At 60.5% G+C, this 20,599-nt stretch carries 18 protein-coding genes; 11 read left to right on the top strand and 7 right to left on the bottom strand.

What is annotated here, in order from left to right; translation table 11 throughout:
* Positions 1-82: 82 nt before the first annotated feature.
* Positions 83-991 carry a TIGR01777 family oxidoreductase gene (locus tag BLU25_RS10385; protein WP_016781769.1) on the top strand — a complete coding sequence of 303 codons (909 nt, stop codon included), beginning with the start codon at positions 83-85 and terminating at the stop codon, positions 989-991.
* Positions 992-999: 8 nt separating this feature from the next.
* The gene (gene hemH / locus BLU25_RS10380) at positions 1,000-2,025 is read left to right on the top strand and encodes a ferrochelatase (RefSeq protein ID WP_016781770.1); all 1,026 of its coding nucleotides are present in this window, start codon (positions 1,000-1,002) and stop codon (positions 2,023-2,025) included.
* A gap of 130 nt (positions 2,026-2,155) precedes the next feature.
* Here the strand turns inward: hemH and BLU25_RS10375 are convergent, their stop codons facing one another.
* The gene (locus tag BLU25_RS10375; RefSeq protein ID WP_016781771.1) at positions 2,156-3,433 is read right to left on the bottom strand and encodes a uracil-xanthine permease family protein; all 1,278 of its coding nucleotides are present in this window, start codon (positions 3,431-3,433) and stop codon (positions 2,156-2,158) included.
* A gap of 1 nt (position 3,434) precedes the next feature.
* Complete coding sequence (upp, locus tag BLU25_RS10370; RefSeq protein ID WP_016781772.1) at positions 3,435-4,073, bottom strand: uracil phosphoribosyltransferase; 639 nt, start codon at positions 4,071-4,073, stop codon at positions 3,435-3,437.
* A 165-nt stretch (positions 4,074-4,238) separates the two neighbouring features.
* Here upp and BLU25_RS10365 point away from each other — a divergent pair, with 165 nt between their 5' ends.
* The gene (locus BLU25_RS10365) at positions 4,239-4,796 is read left to right on the top strand and encodes a hypoxanthine-guanine phosphoribosyltransferase (RefSeq protein WP_016781773.1); all 558 of its coding nucleotides are present in this window, start codon (positions 4,239-4,241) and stop codon (positions 4,794-4,796) included.
* A 64-nt stretch (positions 4,797-4,860) separates the two neighbouring features.
* Positions 4,861-5,802 carry an AEC family transporter gene (locus BLU25_RS10360; RefSeq protein ID WP_016781774.1) on the top strand — a complete coding sequence of 314 codons (942 nt, stop codon included), beginning with the start codon at positions 4,861-4,863 and terminating at the stop codon, positions 5,800-5,802.
* Here the strand turns inward: BLU25_RS10360 and BLU25_RS10355 are convergent.
* The 5 genes from BLU25_RS10355 to gatC form a co-directional block, all read right to left on the bottom strand.
* The gene (locus tag BLU25_RS10355; RefSeq protein ID WP_029611532.1) at positions 5,799-6,839 is read right to left on the bottom strand and encodes a calcium/sodium antiporter; all 1,041 of its coding nucleotides are present in this window, start codon (positions 6,837-6,839) and stop codon (positions 5,799-5,801) included. The genes BLU25_RS10360 and BLU25_RS10355 overlap by 4 nt on opposite strands.
* A gap of 50 nt (positions 6,840-6,889) precedes the next feature.
* A complete protein-coding gene (locus BLU25_RS10350; RefSeq protein ID WP_016781776.1) occupies positions 6,890-7,261 on the bottom strand; it encodes a septal ring lytic transglycosylase RlpA family protein in 372 nt (123 codons plus the stop codon).
* A 137-nt stretch (positions 7,262-7,398) separates the two neighbouring features.
* Positions 7,399-8,844 (bottom strand): Asp-tRNA(Asn)/Glu-tRNA(Gln) amidotransferase subunit GatB, encoded by a 1,446-nt coding sequence (gatB, locus tag BLU25_RS10345; protein ID WP_016781777.1) that lies wholly within the window; start codon positions 8,842-8,844, stop codon positions 7,399-7,401.
* A gap of 10 nt (positions 8,845-8,854) precedes the next feature.
* Positions 8,855-10,306, bottom strand: coding sequence for an Asp-tRNA(Asn)/Glu-tRNA(Gln) amidotransferase subunit GatA (gene gatA, locus BLU25_RS10340; RefSeq protein WP_083369631.1), 1,452 nt, complete (start codon positions 10,304-10,306; stop codon positions 8,855-8,857).
* A gap of 15 nt (positions 10,307-10,321) precedes the next feature.
* Entirely contained in the window at positions 10,322-10,609 is a 288-nt protein-coding gene (gene gatC / locus BLU25_RS10335; RefSeq protein ID WP_016781778.1) for an Asp-tRNA(Asn)/Glu-tRNA(Gln) amidotransferase subunit GatC, read from the bottom strand.
* Between the two features lie 210 nt (positions 10,610-10,819).
* Between gatC and mreB the strand changes: the two genes are divergently transcribed.
* The 7 genes from mreB (at position 10,820) to BLU25_RS10300 (ending at position 20,594) form a co-directional block, all read left to right on the top strand.
* The gene (mreB, locus tag BLU25_RS10330) at positions 10,820-11,857 is read left to right on the top strand and encodes a rod shape-determining protein MreB (protein WP_002555108.1); all 1,038 of its coding nucleotides are present in this window, start codon (positions 10,820-10,822) and stop codon (positions 11,855-11,857) included.
* 143 nt (positions 11,858-12,000) lie between these two features.
* Complete coding sequence (gene mreC, locus BLU25_RS10325) at positions 12,001-13,065, top strand: rod shape-determining protein MreC (RefSeq protein ID WP_083369630.1); 1,065 nt, start codon at positions 12,001-12,003, stop codon at positions 13,063-13,065.
* Complete coding sequence (gene mreD / locus BLU25_RS10320; protein WP_016781780.1) at positions 13,066-13,554, top strand: rod shape-determining protein MreD; 489 nt, start codon at positions 13,066-13,068, stop codon at positions 13,552-13,554.
* Between the two features lie 51 nt (positions 13,555-13,605).
* Positions 13,606-14,211 carry a Maf family protein gene (locus BLU25_RS10315; protein ID WP_016781781.1) on the top strand — a complete coding sequence of 202 codons (606 nt, stop codon included), beginning with the start codon at positions 13,606-13,608 and terminating at the stop codon, positions 14,209-14,211.
* A 56-nt stretch (positions 14,212-14,267) separates the two neighbouring features.
* The gene (rng, locus tag BLU25_RS10310; RefSeq protein ID WP_016781782.1) at positions 14,268-15,725 is read left to right on the top strand and encodes a ribonuclease G; all 1,458 of its coding nucleotides are present in this window, start codon (positions 14,268-14,270) and stop codon (positions 15,723-15,725) included.
* 75 nt (positions 15,726-15,800) lie between these two features.
* Positions 15,801-19,613, top strand: a complete 3,813-nt coding sequence (locus tag BLU25_RS10305; RefSeq protein ID WP_016781783.1) for a YhdP family protein — start codon at positions 15,801-15,803, stop codon at positions 19,611-19,613.
* 153 nt (positions 19,614-19,766) lie between these two features.
* Positions 19,767-20,594, top strand: coding sequence for a carbon-nitrogen hydrolase family protein (locus BLU25_RS10300; protein ID WP_016781784.1), 828 nt, complete (start codon positions 19,767-19,769; stop codon positions 20,592-20,594).
* The last annotated feature ends 5 nt before the right edge of the window (positions 20,595-20,599 follow it).

Here is a 20,599-nt window from a genome sequence, read left to right as displayed (position 1 = left end):
AAGTTAGCTCAACGACTGGTTAAAGGTCTTTCTATAAAAATAGACCAGTGCTACCGATAAAACTCCTTGCGAGGATCAACTCATGCACATTTTGCTGACCGGCGGTACAGGCTTGATCGGGCGTCAGCTCTGTCGTCACTGGCTGGCGCAGGGCCATCGACTCAGTGTGTGGAGTCGGCGCCCTGAGCAAGTGGCCCGATTGTGTGGTGCCCAGGTGAAGGGAGTCGCACTGCTTGAAGAACTTGGCGAGGAGCCGATCGATGCCGTGGTCAACCTCGCCGGTGCGCCCATTGCTGACCGGCCCTGGACGCGCAGCCGCAAGGCGTTGTTGTGGAGCAGCCGCATTACCCTGACTGAAACCCTGGTGGCCTGGCTACAAAGCCGCGAGCAAAAGCCTGCTGTACTGGTGTCCGGTTCGGCCGTGGGCTGGTATGGCGACGGCGGCGAGCGTGAGCTGACAGAAGAATCGCCACCCGTGAGTGAGGATTTCGCCAGTCACTTGTGTATCGCCTGGGAAGAAACCGCACAGCGTGTTGAGGCCTTGGGCATGCGTGTGGTGCTGGTGCGCACGGGGCTGGTGCTGGCAGCCGAAGGCGGCTTTTTGTCGCGCCTGTTGTTGCCTTTCAAGCTGGCGTTGGGCGGGCCGATAGGCAATGGTCGGCAATGGATGCCGTGGATTCATATCAAGGATCAAATCGCCCTGATTGATTTTCTTGTGCATGAGAATGCCGCCAGCGGTCCTTATAATGCCTGCGCGCCGCAGCCGGTACGCAATGCCGAGTTTGCCCGGACCCTGGGCCAGGTGTTGCACCGCCCGGCGTTTATGCCCATGCCCGCCTTTGTATTGCGCGTGCTGCTGGGCGAAATGTCCGGTTTGTTGCTGGGTGGCCAGCGAGCGAGACCTGCAAGGTTGCTGGCAGCCGGTTTTACTTTTCAGTTCACCGATTTGCGTGCGGCGCTCGATGATGTGGCCCGCCCGCCCCTGAAATAGGAAGTTGCATGACCGACCACGCGCTGTTGCTGGTTAACCTGGGTTCGCCGGCATCTACTTCGGTAGCGGATGTACGCAGTTACTTGAACCAGTTTTTGATGGACCCGTATGTAATCGATCTGCCGTGGCCGGTGCGACGCTTGCTGGTGTCGCTGATCCTGATCAAGCGGCCCGAGCAGTCAGCCCATGCCTACGCCTCGATCTGGTGGAAGGAGGGGTCGCCACTGGTAGAGCTCAGCCGCCGCTTGCAGCACGCCATGACCCAGGAGTGGACCCAGGGGCCGGTGGAACTGGCCATGCGCTACGGAGAGCCATCGATCGAAACCGTGCTCACCCGCCTGGCTGCGCAGGGGATTAAAAAGGTCACGCTGGCGCCGCTTTATCCGCAGTTTGCCGACAGCACCGTAACCACGGTGATTGAAGAGGCCAAGCGGGTGGTAAAGGCCAAAAAACTGCCGGTTCAGTTCTCCATCCTGCAGCCATTCTATGACCAGCCCGAGTACCTCGATGCGCTGGTGGCCAGTGCCAAACCGCATCTGGAGCAGGATTACGATCACTTGCTGCTGAGCTTTCACGGCTTGCCCGAGCGGCATTTGCACAAGCTGGACCCCACCGGTAATCACTGCTTCAAGAATGAAGATTGTTGCCAGAACGCTTCGCCTGCGGTGCTTGCTACCTGTTATCGGGCACAGTGCCTGCGCACGGCCCAGGCCTTTGCCGAGCGCATGGGCTTGCCTGAGGGCAAGTGGTCGGTGGCGTTCCAGTCCCGTCTGGGGCGGGCCAAGTGGATCGAGCCCTACACCGAGGCGCGGCTGGATGCGTTGGCCAAGCAAGGGGTGAAGAAAATTCTGGTGATGTGCCCGGCGTTTGTGGCCGATTGCATCGAAACCCTGGAAGAGATCGGCGATCGCGGACGCGAGCAGTTTATCGAGGCGGGGGGCGAGGAGTTGGTGCTGGTGCCGTGTCTTAATGACCACCCGCAGTGGGCGCAGGCGTTGAACACGTTGTGTGAGAGGGCGCCGCTGGCGCTGTAAAGCCTGAAAGCCCCTCACCCTAGCCCTCTCCCGGAGGGAGAGGGGACTAAAAGCAAAAGCTGATCTGCGTAACGCCACATATCGGCTCCCTCTCCCATTGGGAGAGGGCTGGGGTGAGGGTAGAGCCGGTTTAGATAACCGGCCCGTCACCTTTTTTCTTGTGCTTCCAGCTGTCATTGCCCGGCAGGATCAGGTTCAGCGCAATCGCCACAATGGCGCACAGCGCGATGCCTTTGAGACCGAAGTCCTCAGGCCCCATCCCCGTACCGATCAGTACGCCGCCAATCCCGAATACCAGGGTCACCGAGACGATCACCAGGTTGCGTGCTTCGCTCAGGTCGACTTGATGACGGATCAGGGTATTCATACCCACCGCTGCAATCGAACCGAACAGCAGGCACAGAATCCCGCCCATCACCGGTACCGGAATGCTTTGCAGCAGTGCGCCGAACTTGCCGATAAACGCCAGGCTGATGGCAAAGATTGCCGCCCAGGTCATGATTTTCGGGTTGTAGTTCTTGGTCAGCATCACTGCGCCCGTCACTTCGGCGTAGGTGGTGTTGGGTGGTCCGCCCAGCATGCCGGCAGCCGTGGTGGCGATACCGTCACCGAACAGCGTGCGGTGCAGGCCCGGGTTTTTCAGGTAGTCACGACCGGTCACGCTGCCTACGGCAATCACGCCGCCGATATGTTCAATGGCCGGGGCCAGTGCCACGGGGACGATAAACAGAATCGCCTGCCAGTTGAACTCGGGCGCGGTGAAGTGCGGCAGGGCAAACCACGGCGCGGCAGCGATCTTGGCAGTGTCGACAACACCGAAGTAGAACGCCATGCCAAAACCTACCAGCACACCGGCAATGATCGGCACCAGACGGAAAATCCCTTTGCCGAATACGGCCACGATCAGGGTGGTCAGCAGTGCTGGCATCGAGATCAGCATGGCCGTCTGATAGTGAATCAGCTCGGTGCCATCTTCCGCGCGGCCCATGGCCATATGCGCCGCAATCGGCGCCATCGCCAGGCCGATCGAGATAATCACCGGGCCAATCACCACGGGTGGCAGCAGGCGGTCAATAAAACCGGTGCCCTTGAGTTTTACCGCGAAACCGAGAAAGGTGTACACGAAACCGGCTGCCATCACGCCGCCCATGGTCGCAGCCAGGCCGAACTGGCCCTTGGCGAGAATGATCGGGGTAATGAAAGCGAAACTCGAAGCCAGAAAGACCGGCACCTGGCGCCGGGTCACGATCTGGAACAGCAGAGTCCCGAGACCCGCCGTGAACAGCGCAACGTTAGGGTCCAGGCCTGTAATCAAAGGCATCAACACCAACGCGCCAAAGGCCACGAAGAGCATCTGCGCGCCAGAGATGATCTGGCGCCAGAGCGGGTCGTTGAACTCGTCCTGCATGTTAAATGTCCTTTTGCTTGGTGCCGAAGATCTTGTCGCCGGCATCGCCCAGGCCCGGAATGATGTAGCCGTGCTCGTTCAAACGCTCATCAATGGAAGCGGTGTAGATGGTCACGTCCGGGTGAGCGGCTTCAACCGCAGCAATCCCTTCTGGCGCGGCAACCAGCACCATCGCGCGGATTTCTTTGCAGCCGGCTTTTTTCAGCAGATCAATGGTGGCAACCATCGACGAGCCGGTGGCCAGCATCGGGTCGATAATCATCGCCAGACGCTCGTTGATTTCCGGAACCAGTTTTTCCAGGTAGGTGTGGGCCTGGAGGGTTTCTTCGTTGCGGGCAATGCCCACAGCGCTGACTTTGGCGCCCGGGATCAGGCTCAGGACACCTTCAAGCATGCCGATACCGGCGCGCAGGATCGGTACGACGGTAATTTTCTTACCGGCGATTTTTTCAACTTGAACAGTGCCGCACCAACCGTCGATATTGTAGGTTTCGAGGGTCAGGTCACTGGTGGCTTCATAGGTCAGCAACGCGCCGACTTCCTGAGCGAGCTCGCGGAAATTCTTCGTGCTAATGTCAGCACGGCGCATCAGGCCGAGTTTGTGACGGATCAGCGGGTGGCGTATCTCACGGATAGGCATAGGGAAAAAACTCCGGGGGCAGGCAAAAAAACCGGCCTAGATTAATCTAATCCGGGGTGATGTCCTACAGACATTACTGCACGTTAGTCCATAAATGCTTGATCTGAGCCAAGCGGATGCGTACCTTTGCCCGCTTTTCTTGCACAACCCCCCCTGGAGAGCGTCATGTCTGCTGATCTCGAGCATATCCGTCAAATCATGCGAGAGGCTGACTGCCTGTACACCGAAGCTGAAGTCGAGGCGGCCATTGCCCGCGTTGGCGCGCAAATCACGGCTGAAATGGCCGAGACCAATCCAGTGGTATTTTGTGTGATGAACGGCGGCCTGATTTTCTCCGGCAAGCTGCTAACCCATCTGCAATTTCCGCTTGAAGCGTCGTATTTGCACGCGACGCGCTATCGCAATGAAACCACGGGCGGTGACCTGTTCTGGAAAGCCAAGCCGGAAGTGTCATTTATCGACCGTCATGTGCTGATCATCGATGACATCCTCGATGAAGGTCACACCCTGAGCGCGATTGTTGATTTCTGCAAACACGCCGGTGCCCGTCAGGTGCATACCGCGGTGTTGATCGACAAGGAACATGAGCGCAAGGCGCGTCCTGACCTGAAGGCCGACTACATGGGCTTGCCGTGCGTTGACCGTTACGTGTTTGGCTATGGCATGGACTACAAAGGCTACTGGCGTAATGCTGCCGGTATTTATGCCGTCAAAGGTATGTAAAAAATATCGTTGAAGCTTTCTTCCAGAGAGCTTCAACCCGCTGTTCCCCCACGAGTGGGCTGACATGCTGGCTATTTTCCTTCAGACGCTCACGATTACCGCCCCGGTGTTTGCCATGCTGTTTTTAGGCGTGGTGCTCAAGCGTGTGGGCTGGATCAACGACAACTTTATCCATACTGCGTCGGCACTGGTGTTTAACGTCACCATGCCGGCGTTGTTGTTTCTGGGTATTTTGCACGCCGATCTCAGGGCGGCCTTGCAGCCCAAGGTGCTGGCGTATTTTGTTGCGGCAACCTTGCTCAGCTTTGCGCTGGCGTGGGGCTGGTCGATCTGGCGCTGCCCGCGGGAAGATCGCGGCATCTACACCCAGGGCGCCTTTCGCGGCAATAACGGGGTGGTCGGCCTGGCCCTGGCGGCCAGCATGTACGGCGACTACGGGATTTCGCTGGGGGCGGTGCTCGCCGGGCTGGTGATTTTGCTCTACAACACCCTGTCGACCATTGTGCTGGCGGTGTACAGCCCGGTGATCAAGTCCGATCCGTGGAGCATCTGCAAAAGTGTGGTCAAGAACCCGCTGATCATCAGCGTGCTGGCGGCGGTGCCGTTCGCGGTGTTCAAGATCGGCTTGCCCGGCTGGTTGCAGGCATCGGGCGAGTACCTGGCAGCGATGACCCTGCCCCTGGCACTGATTTGCATCGGCGGCACGCTGTCATTGGCCAGCCTGCGCAAAAGTGGCGATATGGCACTGAGCGCCAGCCTGGTGAAAATGGTCAGCATGCCGTTGCTGGCAACCCTGGGTGCCTGGCTGTGCGGCTTTCGCGGGCCGGAGTTGGGGATTCTGTTCCTGTACTTCGCCAGCCCCACGGCGGCGGCCAGTTATGTCATGGCCCGGGCGGCCAATGGCAATCACGAGTTGGCAGCTGCAATCATCGTGATCACCACCTTGATGGCGGCGCTCACCACCAATCTCGGCATCTTTGTGCTGCAGTGGGGTGGCTGGATCTAGTGCTGCCTACGCCACGCACGCAAGGTGCTGAGCAGCAGGAACAGCAGCAGCGCCGGCAGTACAAAGAACAGCATCAAATGCTCAAGCTTGCCCGCTAGCGGCATCCCGGTGGTAAACGACACCACATGCAGGCCATAGGCCAGGTACAGTCCCAGGAAGAGCAACCCTTCGCCCCGGGTGACGCGGTAGCCGGTATAGAACACCGGCAGGCACAGTGCCGCGACTCCCAGCATCACCGGCAGATCGAACGCCAGGGCATTGGGTGATACCGACAGGGGCGCAGGTGCTACCAGGGCGGTCAGCCCGAGCACGCCCAGCAGGTTGAATACATTGCTGCCGATCACATTGCCCACGGCAATTTCGCGCTGGCCGCGAAAGGCGGCGATCAGCGAGGTAGCCAACTGCGGCAGCGACGTGCTGACTGCAATGATGGTCAGGCCGATGATCCGCTCCGACAGCCCCAGCTCGGTGGCGAGCGTGACTGCGGCGCCGAGCAACAGGTGCCCGGCAAGCCCCAGCAGCAGCAGGGCGGCCAGCATCAGTACGAGGTTGTGCAGCCAGGAGGTGCGCGGCAGGTCGTGGCGGGGGTGATGATGGCCGCTGTGGCGCGACTGGCGCAGCAGCAGGGCCAGGTAAACCAACAGGCCGCCCAGCAGGACGACGCCGTCCAGGCGGTCGAGCTGCTTGTTCAGGGCCAGGGCAAACACCAGGCCGCTGGCGAGGATCATCAGCGGGATGTCCAGGCGCACCAGTTGGCGGGACACCCGCAAGGGGATGATCAGTGCCGAAAGGCCCAGGGTGACCAGAATATTGAAGATATTGCTGCCGATTACGCTGCCTACGGCAATGTCTGCCGTGTCATTGAGGGCGGCCTGCAGGCTGACGGTCAGTTGCGGTGCGCTGCTGCCCACGGCCACGAGGGTCAAGCCGATCAATAGCGGGCGCACCTTCAGGTTGGCGGCCATGCGCACGGCGCAACGCACCAGCAGTTCGGCCCCGGCGACCAGCAGCGCGAGGCCGCAGAGCAGTTGCAGCAGGTTCCACGGTGACAGCGTGCTCAAAGCCAAAATGGCGACCACTCCCTCAATTAATCATTCATGCCCTGGACCCGCACTTTGGCCGTGCCGCTGCGCAGCATGCCCAGTTGCTCGGCGGCCTGGCGGGAAAGATCGATCAGGCGGCCACGGGTGTGCGGTCCGCGATCATTGATGCGCACCACGACAGATTTGTTGTTGCTCAGGTTGGTGACCAGGACGCGCGTGCCGAAGGGTAGCTGACGATGGGCGGCCGTGAGGCCGTGCTGGTCGAAAGGCTCGCCACTGGCGGTACGTTTACCGTGGTGACGGGCGCCGTAATAAGAGGCGGTGCCGGTTTGATCATAGCCGCGGGGGTCTATGTCATGGCTGGCGCAGCCGGCGAGCAAGCTGAGCAGGGCGCAGGCGCCGAGTAGCCGCTTCATGGGGGGATCCTTATGTTGCGGGAAAAAACCACAAAACCCTGTGGGAGCGGGCTTGCTCGCGATGCGGGCGGCGCGGTATTTCAGTAAGGTCCGCATCGATCCCGTCGCGAGCAAGCCCGCTCCCACAGTTGTATGGCTTAGCCTTCGAGCTTGCTCTTGAGCAATTCGTTGACCTGTTGCGGGTTGGCTTTGCCTTTGGAGGCTTTCATCGCCTGGCCCACGAAGAAGCCGAACATCTTGCCGCGCTTGGCTTCGTCTGCCGCACGGTATTGCTCGACCTGCTCGGCGTTGGCCGCCAGCATTTCATCCAGCACCTTTTCAATGGCGCCGCTGTCGGTTACTTGCTTGAGGCCACGTTTTTCAATGACTTCGTCGGCGGTGCCTTCGCCATTGGCCATCGCTTCAAGCACTACCTTGGCGATTTTGCCGGAGATGGTGTTGTCCTTGATGCGCTGCAGCATGCCGCCCAATTGCTCGGCGCTGACCGGCGACTGGTCGATGTCCAGGCCTTGCTTGTTAAGCAGGCTGCCCAGCTCAACCATCACCCAGTTGGCCGCCAGCTTGGCGTCGCCACTGATGCTCACGACTTTTTCGAAGTAGTCCGCCTGTTCGCGGCTCGAGGCCAGAACACTGGCGTCGTAGGCCGACAGGCCGAACTGCGACTGGAAACGCTCGCGCTTTTGCGGTGGCAGTTCCGGCAGGGTGGCGCGCACGTCTTCGATGAACGAATCCTCGATCACCACCGGCAGCAGGTCAGGGTCGGGGAAGTAACGGTAGTCGTTGGCTTCCTCCTTGCTGCGCATGGCGCGGGTTTCGTCCTTGTTCGGGTCGTACAGGCGAGTTTGCTGGATGACCTTGCCGCCGTCTTCGATCAGCTCGATCTGGCGCTGGATTTCGCTGTTGATCGCCTTCTCGATAAAACGGAACGAGTTGACGTTCTTGATCTCGCAGCGCGTGCCGAACTCGGCCTGACCCACCGGGCGTACCGACACGTTGCAGTCGCAACGCAGCGAGCCTTCGGCCATGTTGCCGTCACAGATGCCCAGGTAGCGCACCAGGGCGTGCATGGCCTTGACGTAGGCCACGGCCTCCTTGGCGCTGCGCATGTCCGGCTCGGAAACGATTTCCAGTAGCGGGGTGCCCGCGCGGTTCAGGTCGATGCCGGTGGAGCCGCTGAAATCTTCGTGCAGGCTTTTGCCGGCGTCTTCTTCAAGGTGCGCACGGGTAATGCCGACACGTTTGACCGTGCCATCTTCCAGGGTGATGTCCAGGTGGCCCTTGCCGACAATCGGCAGCTCCATCTGGCTGATCTGGTAGCCCTTGGGCAGGTCGGGGTAGAAGTAGTTCTTGCGGGCGAACACGTTGTGCTGGCCGATTTCGGCGTCAACGGCCACGCCGAACATGACGGCCATGCGCACGGCTTCCTGGTTCAGCACCGGTAGTACGCCGGGCATGCCCAGGTCTACCAGGCTGGCCTGGGTGTTCGGTTCAGCGCCAAACGTGGTGGCACTACCGGAGAAAATCTTCGATTGGGTGGCGAGCTGGGAGTGAATTTCCAGCCCGATCACAACTTCCCATTGCATGTGTTTCTCCTCAGAAGCCGGCAGGTGAGCGCGTGTGCCAGTCAGTGTGCAACTGATACTGGTGGGCGACGTTGAGCAAGCGACCTTCCTGGAAGTAAGGCGCAAGCAGCTGCACGCCCACTGGCAAGCCATCGACAAAACCGGCTGGCATCGACAGGCCCGGCAGGCCCGCGAGGTTGGCGGTAATGGTGTAGACGTCTTCCAGGTAGGCCGAAACCGGGTCGCTGTTTTTAGCGCCGATTTTCCAGGCCGGGTTAGGCGTGGTTGGGCCGAGGATGATGTCGACTTCGTTGAATGCAGTCATGAAGTCGTTTTTGATCAGGCGACGGATTTTTTGCGCTTGCAGGTAGTAAGCGTCGTAGTAACCCGCCGACAGGGCGTAGGCACCGACCAGAATCCGGCGCTGTACTTCCGGGCCAAAGCCCTCGGCGCGCGAGCGCTTGTACAGGTCGGTGAGGTCTTTCGGGTTTTCGCAGCGGTGGCCGAAGCGCACGCCGTCGAAACGCGACAGGTTGGACGAGGCCTCGGCAGGTGCGATGACGTAGTACGCAGGGATCGCGTGCTGCATGTTCGGCAGGCTGATCGGCTTGATCACGGCACCGAGCTTCTCCAGCTCCTTGATGCTGTTGTGGATCAGCTCGGCGATGCGTGCGTCGAGGCCTTCGCTGAAGAACTCCGCAGGCACGCCGATACGCAGGCCTTGCAGCGAACCGTTGAGGTTGGCGCTGAAGTCCGGTACGGGCTCGTCAATGCTGGTGGAGTCTTGTGGGTCGAAACCGGCCATGCCCTGGAGCAGGATGGCGCAATCTTCGGCAGTACGCGCTAACGGTCCAGCCTGGTCGAGGCTGGACGCGTAAGCGATCATGCCCCAGCGCGAAACGCGACCGTATGTCGGTTTCAGGCCTGTGAGGTTGGTCAGGGCTGCCGGCTGTCGGATAGATCCGCCAGTGTCGGTGCCCGTTGCCGCAGGCAACAGACGGGCGGCAACGGCTGCAGCCGAACCACCCGACGAACCGCCTGGTACGTGCTCGAGGTTCCACGGGTTTTTGACCGCGCCGTAGTAGCTCGATTCGTTGGCCGAGCCCATCGCGAACTCGTCCATGTTGGTCTTGCCCAGGCTTACGGCGCCGGCTGCGGCCAGCTTGGCAACCACGGTGGCGTCGTAGGGTGCCTTGAAGTTGTCGAGCATCTTCGAGGCACAGCTGGTGCGCACGCCCAAGGTGCAGAACAAGTCCTTGTGAGCGATCGGCGCGCCCAGCAGGGCCCCGGTTTCACCGTTGGCGCGACGTGCGTCAGCGGCCCTGGCCTGCTCTAGCGCAAGGTCTTCGGTGAGGGTGATGAAGCTGTTGAGCTGAGGATCGAGCTGGGCGATACGCGCCAGCAGGGTCTTGGTCAGCTCTTCGGAAGAAAACTTTTTATCGGCGAGTCCGCGGGCGATCTCGGCCAGAGTCAATTGATGCATGCAGGCTCTTTCCCTTTACTCGATGACTTTCGGAACCAGATAAAGGCCGTTTTCGACCGCTGGTGCGATGGACTGATAAGCCTCGCGATGATTGCTTTCAGTCACGACGTCGGCACGCAGGCGCTGGCTGGCTTCCAGTGGGTGGGCCAGAGGCTCGATACCGGTAGTGTCGACGGCCTGCATCTGATCAATCAGCCCCAAAATGCTGTTAAGGGCTTCGGTGGTGCGTGGAATATCGGCATCATTGAGGCCAAGACGGGCCAAATGTGCGATTTTTTCCACGTCGGAGCGGTCTAGCGCCATGGGATTCTCCAGTGGAAAACAGGACGGATGCTATCCGTGTGTTAGATTGTCGGAACACTACCGCATTTCTACGGTCATATGGCCGCGATTATGGGAGTTGGTGCTCAGAAAAGCGCCCAATTTAACATATTGGCGCCTTGCCCAAAATCCCTGTCGTTGTTAGAGTTTGCCGCACTTTTTTACCCACGCGTTGCCTAGGGTCCCTTTCCCATGTTCAAGAAACTGCGTGGCATGTTTTCCAGCGATCTTTCCATCGACCTGGGCACTGCCAACACCCTTATTTACGTGCGTGAGCGCGGTATTGTCCTGAATGAACCATCGGTTGTGGCCATTCGGACACACGGTAACCAGAAAAGTGTCGTTGCCGTCGGCACCGAGGCCAAGCGCATGCTCGGCCGTACACCGGGCAACATTGCTGCCATTCGTCCGATGAAGGACGGCGTTATTGCCGATTTCAGCGTTTGCGAAAAAATGCTGCAGTACTTCATCAACAAGGTGCATGAAAACAGCTTCCTGCAGCCAAGCCCGCGAGTGCTGATTTGCGTGCCTTGCAAATCGACTCAGGTAGAGCGTCGCGCCATCCGTGAATCGGCACTCGGTGCCGGTGCGCGTGAAGTGTTCCTGATCGAAGAACCAATGGCTGCGGCCATCGGTGCGGGCCTGCCGGTTGAAGAAGCCCGCGGTTCGATGGTGGTCGATATCGGTGGCGGTACCACAGAAATCGCACTCATCTCCCTCAACGGTGTGGTTTACGCTGAATCCGTTCGGGTTGGCGGCGACCGTTTCGACGAGGCGATCATCACTTATGTGCGTCGCAACTACGGCAGCCTGATCGGCGAGTCGACGGCGGAGCGCATCAAGCAGGAAATCGGTACAGCCTACCCGGGCGGTGAAGTGCGTGAAGTCGACGTGCGCGGCCGTAACCTGGCAGAAGGCGTGCCGCGTGCCTTCACCCTGAACTCCAATGAAGTGCTCGAGGCTCTGCAAGAGTCCCTGGCAACCATCGTTCAGGCCGTGAAAAGTGCGCTGGAGCAGTCCCCGCCAGAGCTGGCTTCGGACATCGCCGAGCGTGGCCTGGTACTGACCGGTGGTGGCGCCTTGCTGCGTGACCTCGACAAGCTGCTGGCCCAGGAAACCGGCCTGCCGGTGATTGTTGCCGAAGACCCGCTGACCTGCGTTGCGCGTGGCGGTGGCCGTGCGCTGGAAATGATGGATAAACACACGATGGATCTGCTCTCCAGCGAATAAGATCGCCGGGTGCAGTCCTTTGGTTATCATCAAAAGGTAGCACTTTGCAGTGCTGCCTTTTGGCGTTTATCTTTTGTCAATCTTCATCCAGGCCGCTTGAAGCCGCATGAATAAATTGAACACTTGCCCCGGAGGAGCGGCTTATTAAACCGCTCTTTTCCAAAGGCCCCTCATTGGGCGTGCGCTTTCTGGTGCTGGTCGTGCTATCGGTCACGCTGATGGTAGTGGACGCTCGCTTCACGTTGCTCAAGCCCGTGCGCAGTCAAATGTCGCTGGTGCTGATGCAGTCCTACTGGATCACCGATTTGCCGCAGCGCTTGTGGCAGGGCGTGGCCAGTCAGTTCGGCAGCCGTACCGAACTGGTGGCCGAGAACGAAAAACTCAAGACCGAAAACCTTCTGCTTCAAGGCCGCATGCAAAAGCTGGCCGCCTTGACCGAGCAGAACGTGCGCCTGCGCGAGTTGCTCAACTCTTCTGCGCTGGTCAACGAAAAGGTTGAAGTGGCCGAGTTGATCGGCATGGACCCCAACCCCTTCACTCATCGCATCATCATCAACAAGGGTGAGCGCGATGGCGTTGTATTGGGGCAGCCGGTGCTTGATGCACGCGGGCTGATGGGCCAGGTGGTCGAGTTGATGCCCTACACCTCACGTGTGTTGTTGCTGACCGATACCACCCACAGTATTCCGGTACAGGTGAACCGTAATGGCTTGCGGGCGATTGCCAGCGGTACCGGCAACCCTGAAAGCCTTGAATTGCGTCATGTCGCCGACACGGCCGATATCAAGGTGGGCGACCTGCTGGTCAGCTCGGGTCTGGGGCAGCGTTTCCCTGCCGGTTACCCGGTGGCAACGGTCAAGGAAGTGATTCACGACTCCGGCCAGCCTTTTGCCATTGTGCGCGCCGTGCCGACCGCAGCCCTGAACCGCAGCCGTTACCTGTTGCTGGTATTCAGTGACAGCCGCACTCCTGAAGAGCGGGCCAACGACGCGGCCAAGGCGCAACAGGCCGAGCAGAATGGTGAACCGGCGCCGATCATTCCGACCACCGTGCCCAAGCCGGCGCCAACGGTTGCCCCGGCGGCCGTCCCAGCCGTTCCTGCACCTGCGGTGACCGAACCCAAGGCCGTTAAAAAGCCTGTGCCAGCTGCAACCCCTGCCGCCAAGCCGCCAGCCGCCGTGCCGGCCACTACCCGGGAGAGGCAATAAATGGCGAGTACCCGTTCGCGTAACGGCTGGATGATCTGGCTGACGTTTGCCATCGGCCTGTTGCTCAGCATTTCACCGATGCCACAGTTCATGGAAATCCTGCGCCCGCTCTGGCTGGCCTTGTTGCTGGCCTTCTGGGCCTTGTACATGCCGCATAAAGTGGGCATGGTCACCGCGTTTTGCCTGGGCCTGGCCGAAGATGTGCTGTATGGCACGCTGCTGGGGCAGAATGCCCTGACGCTGACCCTGATCACTTTCCTGGTTCTGTCCCTTCAGCAGCGCCTGCGGGTGTTCCCGATGTGGCAGCAATGCCTGGTGTTGCTGGTGATCTTCGGTCTGGCCCAGCTTGCCCAGTTGTGGCTCAGTGCCTTGACTGGCAATCGCCAGCCGACCCTGGCGCTGGTATTGCCGGGCGTGGTCAGTGCCTTGCTGTGGCCGTGGATCAGCTACGGGCTGCGCGGGCTGTGCCGACGTTTCAAAATCAATTAACTGGATACGAGCCATTTCCTGGTTTGTTCACCTCGACAGGGAGATGTCTTGATGACTTCACTTTATCTGGCTTCCGGCTCACCGCGGCGGCGTGAGCTGCTGACGCAAATCGGCGTGCCGTTTGAAACGGTCAGTGCCGCCATTGACGAAACGCCCCTGCCGAATGAATCCCCGCTGGCCTATGTCGAGCGTCTGGCGCTCGATAAGGCCCGGGCCGGGCACCAACACTTGTCAAACACTCCACCCAACGGTGCGTTCTGCGTGCTGGGTGCCGACACGGCCGTGGTGCTGGATGAACGCATTCTGGGCAAACCGGTCGACGAGGCCGATGCCTTGGCTATGCTCATGGCGCTGTCCGGGCGCGAGCATGAGGTGTTGACCGCCATCGCGATCATGGACGCCGGGCGCTGCGAAACCCGTGTGGTGCGCAGCCAGGTGCGCTTTCGTAACATCAGTACACAAGAAGCCCGCCTGTACTGGGCCAGCGGCGAACCCCAGGACAAGGCCGGTGGTTATGCTATCCAGGGGCTGGCCGCGGTGTTTGTCGCGGGGCTCAATGGCAGCTATTCCGCTGTAGTGGGCCTGCCCGTGTGCGAAACCGCAGAACTGCTCGGGCATTTCGGCATACCCTGTTGGCAAAACCTTACCGTGCGCTGAATACGGCACCTACGAGACGTGGCACTACTGTGATGACGCCTGAACGAGACCCAGCCATGAGTGAAGAGATCCTGATCAACATCACGCCGATGGAATCGCGCGTGGCGGTGGTAGAGAACGGTGTTCTGCAAGAGGTGCATGTCGAGCGTACCCAGCGCCGGGGCATTGTCGGCAATATCTACAAAGGCAAGATTGTCAGGGTTTTGCCCGGTATGCAGGCTGCCTTTGTCGATATTGGCCTGGATCGTGCGGCTTTTATCCATGCCTCCGAAATTTCCCTGCGTGAAGGCCAGGCCGTTGAGAGCATCGGTACCCTGGTGCATGAAGGCCAGAGCCTGGTGGTGCAAGTCACCAAAGACCCGATTGGTTCCAAAGGCGCACGCCTGACCACGCAACTGTCGATTCCTTCGCGCTACCTGGTGTACATGCCGCGTACCGCCCATGTCGGCATCTCCCTGAAGATCGAAGACGAAGCCGAGCGTGAACGCCTCAAGCAGGTGGTCAGCGATTGCGTGGCCCAGGAAGGTATCAAGGAAGCCGGCGGGTTTATCCTGCGCACGGCGGCCGAAGGGGCCGGCGCGGATGAGATCCTCATGGACATCCGCTACCTGCGGCGCTTGTGGGACCAGATCGGCGCCCAGATCAAGACCGTTGGCGCGCCGACGGTGATCTACGAAGACCTGGGCCTGGCACTGCGCACCTTGCGCGATCTGGTCAGCCCCAAGATCGAGAAAATTCGCATCGATTCGCGGGAAACCTTCCAGCGGACCACGCAGTTTGTGGCCGAACTGATGCCGGAAATCGCCGACCGCCTTGAGCACTACCCGGGCGAACGGCCGATTTTCGATTTGTACGGCGTTGAAGACGAAATCCAGAAAGCCCTGGACCGCAAGGTGCCGCTCAAGTCCGGCGGTTATCTGGTGGTGGACCCGGCTGAAGCCATGACCACCATCGACGTCAACACGGGCGCGTTTGTGGGCCATCGCAACCTTGAAGAAACCATCTTCAAGACCAACCTCGAAGCCGCCACCGCCATTGCCCGTCAACTGCGCCTGCGCAACCTGGGCGGTATCATCATCATCGACTTCATCGACATGGAAGATGAAGAGCACCAGCGCCAGGTGATTCGCACCCTGGAAAAACAGCTGGAGCGCGACCACGCCAAGACCAACATCATCGGCATCACCGAGCTGGGCCTGGTGCAGATGACCCGCAAGCGTACCCGCGAGAGCCTGGAGCAGGTCTTGTGCGAGCCGTGCGTGTGCTGCCAGGGCCGGGGCAAGCTGAAAACCCCGGAAACCATCTGCTACGAGATTTTCCGCGAAATCCTGCGTGAGGCGCGGGCCTATCAAGCCACCGGTTATCGGGTCCTGGCCAACCAGCGGGTGGTCGACCGCCTGCTGGATGAAGAGTCGGGCAATGTCGCGGAACTCGAAGGCTTTATCGGGCGCACGATTCGCTTTCAGGTCGAAACCATGTATTCCCAGGAACAATACGACGTGGTGCTGCTCTGAAGTATCAAGCGTCGTATAGCGTTACAAAGGGGCTGAACCCGGCTCCTTCGATCATTACTGAAGGGGCCACCTGACATGGAGCGTCTGACACGCTTTTTTGCCGCGCTGACCCGTTGGGGGTTGGGCGCATGCGCTCTGGTTTTGGTGCTGACGGCGTTGTACGTCAGCATCGGCCGTGAATTGACCCCGCTGATTGCCGAATACCGCGTAGAGGTTCAGAACAAAGCCCGTGACGCCCTGGGCATGCCATTGACCATTGGCAGCCTTGAGGGAAGCTGGAGCGGCATGGTGCCGGTACTGAAGGCCCACGATGTGATGGTCGGCGAGGGTAACAGTGCCCTGCGCCTGGACGAAGTGCAGGTGGTGCCCGATGTGTTGGCCAGCCTGTTGAACCGCGATATCCGCATTGCCCGCGTGCAGCTTAATGGCCTGCAACTGAGCCTGCGCCAGGATGAGCACGGCCACTGGACCCTCGAGGGGCTGCCAGTGCAGGACGACCAGCCGCTGGACCCTGAGCAGTTGCTCACCCAGTTGCAGCATGTGGCGCGATTGTCGGTGCTCGACAGCCAGGTGACCCTGGAACCCTACAAGCAAGCCCCGCTGACCCTGACCTATGTAGGGCTGACCCTGGACGTCGGCGCCTCGGACCAGCGCCTCGATGCGCGCCTGACCTTGCCCGATGGCCAGCCCGTGGCGTTGAGCCTCAGCACCCAGGTCCAGGCCAGCCATTGGCGTGACGGCGCGGCCCAGGCCTATGTAAGCCTGCCGCAAAGTGACTGGGCCAAGTGGCTGCCGGCCTCGCTGATTGCGCCGTGGAAAGTCTCTGAGCTCAAGGCGGGTGGCGAACTCTGGTTCAACTGGAGCAAGGGCTCGGTGCAGAGCGCCGTGGCGCGCCTGAATGCGCCCAAACTGAGCGGCGCCTATGCCGGGCGCAAACCCGAGACCATCGAAAACCTGGCCCTGCATGCCTGGGCCGAGCGCGGCAAGCAGGGCTTCAAGGTGGTGCTCGATTCATTGGCCATGAACCTGGGCAAGACCCGTTGGGAAACCCGTCTGCAATTGCAGCAGTTCGCGGCCACGGACAAGGAGCAGGAGCGCTGGCACCTGCAGGCCGATCGCCTGGACCTAACGCCGATCACGCCGCTGATGGACTCGCTGGCCCCCGTGCCGGAGGCCGTCGCCACCGTTATCGACCAGTTGAGCGTGACGGGCACATTGCGCAATGTACTGGCCGACTATCGTCCGGCCGCCACGGACGATCAAAAAATCAGTTTCGCGGCCAATCTGGAGCAGGTCGGCTTCAATGCCACCCACGGTGCTCCGGCGGCGCGCAACGTCAGTGGCCTGATCAGCGGTGATCTGGGCAAGGGCGAACTGCGCCTGGACAGCAAGGACTTCATGCTGCACCTGGACCCGATCTTCGCCAAGCCCTGGCAGTACCTGCAAGCCAATGCCCTGCTGACCTGGACCCTGAACAAGGACAGCTTCACCCTGATTGCGCCCTACATCAAAGTGCTGGGTGAAGAAGGTAAAATCGCGGCGGACTTTTTGATCCGTATCCACCTCGATCATTCCCAAGAAGACTACATGGACCTGCGGGTTGGTCTCACTGATGGCGACGGCCGTTTCACCCCCAAATACCTGCCTGAAGTGCTGAGCCCGGCCCTGACCGAATGGCTGAGCACGGCGATTATCAAGGGTGCGGTTGAAGAAGGTTTTTTCCAGTACCAGGGCTCCCTGAGCCACGACGCCGTCGCGGCGGCGCGCAATATCAGCCTGTTTTTCAAGGTGCATGGCGCCGAACTGGCGTTCCAGCCTGGCTGGCCCCATGTGCGTGATGTCTCGGGCGACGTGTTTATCGAAGACAGCGGCGTGCGGATCATGGCCAGCAAAGGCCAGTTGCTCGACACCCAGGTGCGCAACGTGGCCGTCAACATCCCGCATGTGCCAGCAGGCAAGGTCAGCCATCTGTTTCTGGACGGGAATTTTGATGGTGGGCTGGGCGACGGCCTGAAAATCCTTCAGGAAGCCCCCATTGGCACCGCCGAAACCTTTGCTGGCTGGCAGGGCGAAGGTTCGCTCAAGGGCCGCGTTGATCTGGATATCCCGCTGGAAAAAAGCGTGGAGCCGAAAATCCTGGTGGGCTTCAGCACCGACAAGGCCCGCCTGAAAATCAGTGAACCCGAGCTTGAGCTGACCCAGCTCAAGGGCGATTTTCGCTTCGACAGTGCCAAGGGCCTGAGCGGCAAGGGCATCAGTGCGCGGGCGTTCGATCGCCCGATCACCGCGCAGATTTTTGCCGATGGTAAGCCCGGTCGTATCAGCACCCGGGTAGTGGCCAGCGGTCAGGTGGGGGTGAAAAAGCTCACGGACTGGCTCAAGTTCAATCAACCGATCCCTATAAGCGGCGATTTGCCATATCAATTGCAACTCACCCTCGACGGTGCCGACAGCCAGTTGCGGGTCAGCTCCAGCCTCAAGGGGGCGGTGGTTGATTTGCCTGCGCCCTTTGGGCTGGCGGCCAATGAAAGTCGCAACAGTGTGTTCCGTATGACCCTGCAAGGTGCCGAACGGCGTTACTGGTTTGACTACGGTGATCTGGCCAACCTGACCTTTGCCGCGCCCGACGGCAAGTTCGAAGACGGGCGCGGCGAGCTGTTTTTGGGCAGTGGTGCCCCGGTATTGCCGACTACCAAGGGCCTGCGTATTCGCGGTGTGCTGTCGGAACTCGACGTAGCCCCCTGGCAGGCGCTGGTGGAGCGTTATGCCGGCAATGACCCGGGCGGCAGTGCCAAACAACTGCTCAGCAGTGCGGACTTTAAAGTCGGCAAGTTGATTGCCTTCGGCACCCAATTGGATCAGGTGCGTCTGGTCATGAAGCGCGTCGCCGCCTCCTGGGCGCTGCAAATCGACAGCAAGCAGGCCATTGGTGCAGTGACCCTGCCGGATGCGAAAAACGCGCCGATTGTGGTCAATATGCAGACCATTCGCCTGCCGGCCCCCGACCCCAAGGTGGTGGCGGATGACAACGCCCCCGATCCGCTGGCGGCGGTCGACCCGCGTAAAATACCGGCGCTGGACATCATTATTCGCCAGCTTTACCAGGGCTCTGAGTTGCTGGGTGCCTGGTCGCTCAACATTCGGCCCAACAGCCGCGGCATCAGCCTGACCAGCCTCAACCTGGGGCTCAAAGGCATGCTGCTTGAAGGTTCGGGCGGTTGGGAAGGGGTGGCGGGTAACAGCAAGAGCTGGTACCAGGGGCGCCTGGGTGGCGGCAACCTGGCCACGGTGCTGAAGAACTGGGGCTTTGCCCCCAGCGTCACCAGCGACAACTTTCATGTGGACATCGATGGCAACTGGCCCGGTTCGCCAGCGTGGATTGGCCTCAAGCGTTTCTCCGGCACACTGGACGCCTCGCTCAACAAGGGGCAGTTTGTGGAAGTCGACGGCAGCGCCCAGGTGCTGCGCATTTTTGGCTTGCTCAACTTCAACGCCATTGGCCGTCGCCTGCGCCTGGACTTCTCCGACCTGTTCGGCAAGGGCCTGAGCTATGACCGGGTCAAGGGCGTGCTCAATGCCCGCAGCGGCGTGTACAGCACAGGCAAGCCGATCCTGATGACCGGGCCGTCCACCAATCTGGAACTTAACGGTACATTGAACATGGTCACCGACCGGGTCGACGCCAAGCTGCTGGTGACCTTGCCCGTGACCAATAACCTGCCCCTTGCTGCGCTGTTGGTGGGCGGGCCGGCAGCGGGCGGGGCGATGTTCCTGCTCAACAAGCTGATCGGTGACCAGGTGTCGCGTTTCGCCAGCGTGCAATACAGCATCCAGGGCCCGTGGAACGATCCGAAAATCACCTTCGACAAGCCTTTTGAAAAAAACTAGGCGTAGCATTGTCCTCAGGTCCGGCTCCCACAAAACCAGTGGGAGCTGGCTTGCCTGCGATGCGGGCGCCGAGATATGTGAGGCAAATCGCGGCGATGCCATCGCGGGCAAGCCCGACTCCCACAAAAGGGTTTTTTCGATCAGGAATACGTCATGTCGCTAGCAGTGATTCAAATGGTCAGCCAGAGCGATGTCCTGGCCAATCTGGCCCAGGCTCGTCGCCTGCTGGAGGAGGCTGCCCAAGGCGGTGCGCAACTGGCCGTGTTGCCCGAGAACTTTGCCGCAATGGGCCGTCGCGATACTGCCGCCATCGGCCGCGCCGAGGCCTTGGGCGAGGGCCCGATCCTGCCCTGGTTGAAACAGACCGCCCGCGACCTCAAGTTATGGATAGTGGCTGGCACTTTGCCTCTGCCGCCAGAGGGTCAACCTCAAGCCAAGGTCAATGCCTGTTCGCTGCTCATCAATGCCGAGGGTCAATGCACTGCTCGATACGACAAACTGCACTTGTTTGACGTGGATGTGTCCGATAACCGTGGCCGCTACCGTGAGTCTGATGACTATGCTCATGGAGGGCGTGTGGTCGTGGCAGATACCCCGGTCGGCAAGCTGGGCCTGAGCGTATGTTATGACCTGCGCTTCCCGGAGCTGTACAGTGAGCTACGCGCCGCTGGCGCTGAACTGATTACGGCGCCCTCGGCCTTTACTGCGGTCACGGGCGAGGCCCATTGGGAGGTACTCATTCGCGCCCGCGCCATTGAAACCCAGTGCTACATCCTCGCAGCGGCCCAGGGCGGCATCCACCCCGGCCCGCGGGAAACCTGGGGGCATGCAGCCATTATCGACCCCTGGGGGCGGGTGCTGGCCGAGCAGGCGCAAGGCGAGGGAGTATTACTGGCCCGCCGCGATGCCGCTGAGCAAGCGGATATCCGGGCACGCATGCCGGTGGTGAGCCATCGGCGGTTTAACGCCCAGCTAATTTAGGTGGG

Origin of the sequence: Pseudomonas fragi, assembly GCF_900105835.1 — a bacterium.
GTDB classification, from domain to species: domain Bacteria; phylum Pseudomonadota; class Gammaproteobacteria; order Pseudomonadales; family Pseudomonadaceae; genus Aquipseudomonas; species Aquipseudomonas fragi.
This window is presented reverse-complemented; position numbering and strand designations above follow the sequence as displayed.

Coding starts and splice junctions, on each gene's coding strand:
- BLU25_RS10300 (WP_016781784.1), top strand. CDS start 19,767: ATGTCGCTAGCAGTGATTCAAATGGTCAGCCAGAGCGATGTCCTGGCC.
- gatB (WP_016781777.1), bottom strand. CDS start 8,844: ATGCAATGGGAAGTTGTGATCGGGCTGGAAATTCACTCCCAGCTCGCC.
- gatA (WP_083369631.1), bottom strand. CDS start 10,306: ATGCATCAATTGACTCTGGCCGAGATCGCCCGCGGACTCGCCGATAAA.
- hemH (WP_016781770.1), top strand. CDS start 1,000: ATGACCGACCACGCGCTGTTGCTGGTTAACCTGGGTTCGCCGGCATCT.
- BLU25_RS10350 (WP_016781776.1), bottom strand. CDS start 7,261: ATGAAGCGGCTACTCGGCGCCTGCGCCCTGCTCAGCTTGCTCGCCGGC.
- BLU25_RS10360 (WP_016781774.1), top strand. CDS start 4,861: ATGCTGGCTATTTTCCTTCAGACGCTCACGATTACCGCCCCGGTGTTT.
- gatC (WP_016781778.1), bottom strand. CDS start 10,609: ATGGCGCTAGACCGCTCCGACGTGGAAAAAATCGCACATTTGGCCCGT.
- upp (WP_016781772.1), bottom strand. CDS start 4,073: ATGCCTATCCGTGAGATACGCCACCCGCTGATCCGTCACAAACTCGGC.
- mreD (WP_016781780.1), top strand. CDS start 13,066: ATGGCGAGTACCCGTTCGCGTAACGGCTGGATGATCTGGCTGACGTTT.
- BLU25_RS10375 (WP_016781771.1), bottom strand. CDS start 3,433: ATGCAGGACGAGTTCAACGACCCGCTCTGGCGCCAGATCATCTCTGGC.
- mreB (WP_002555108.1), top strand. CDS start 10,820: ATGTTCAAGAAACTGCGTGGCATGTTTTCCAGCGATCTTTCCATCGAC.
- BLU25_RS10305 (WP_016781783.1), top strand. CDS start 15,801: ATGGAGCGTCTGACACGCTTTTTTGCCGCGCTGACCCGTTGGGGGTTG.
- rng (WP_016781782.1), top strand. CDS start 14,268: ATGAGTGAAGAGATCCTGATCAACATCACGCCGATGGAATCGCGCGTG.
- BLU25_RS10315 (WP_016781781.1), top strand. CDS start 13,606: ATGACTTCACTTTATCTGGCTTCCGGCTCACCGCGGCGGCGTGAGCTG.
- BLU25_RS10365 (WP_016781773.1), top strand. CDS start 4,239: ATGTCTGCTGATCTCGAGCATATCCGTCAAATCATGCGAGAGGCTGAC.
- BLU25_RS10385 (WP_016781769.1), top strand. CDS start 83: ATGCACATTTTGCTGACCGGCGGTACAGGCTTGATCGGGCGTCAGCTC.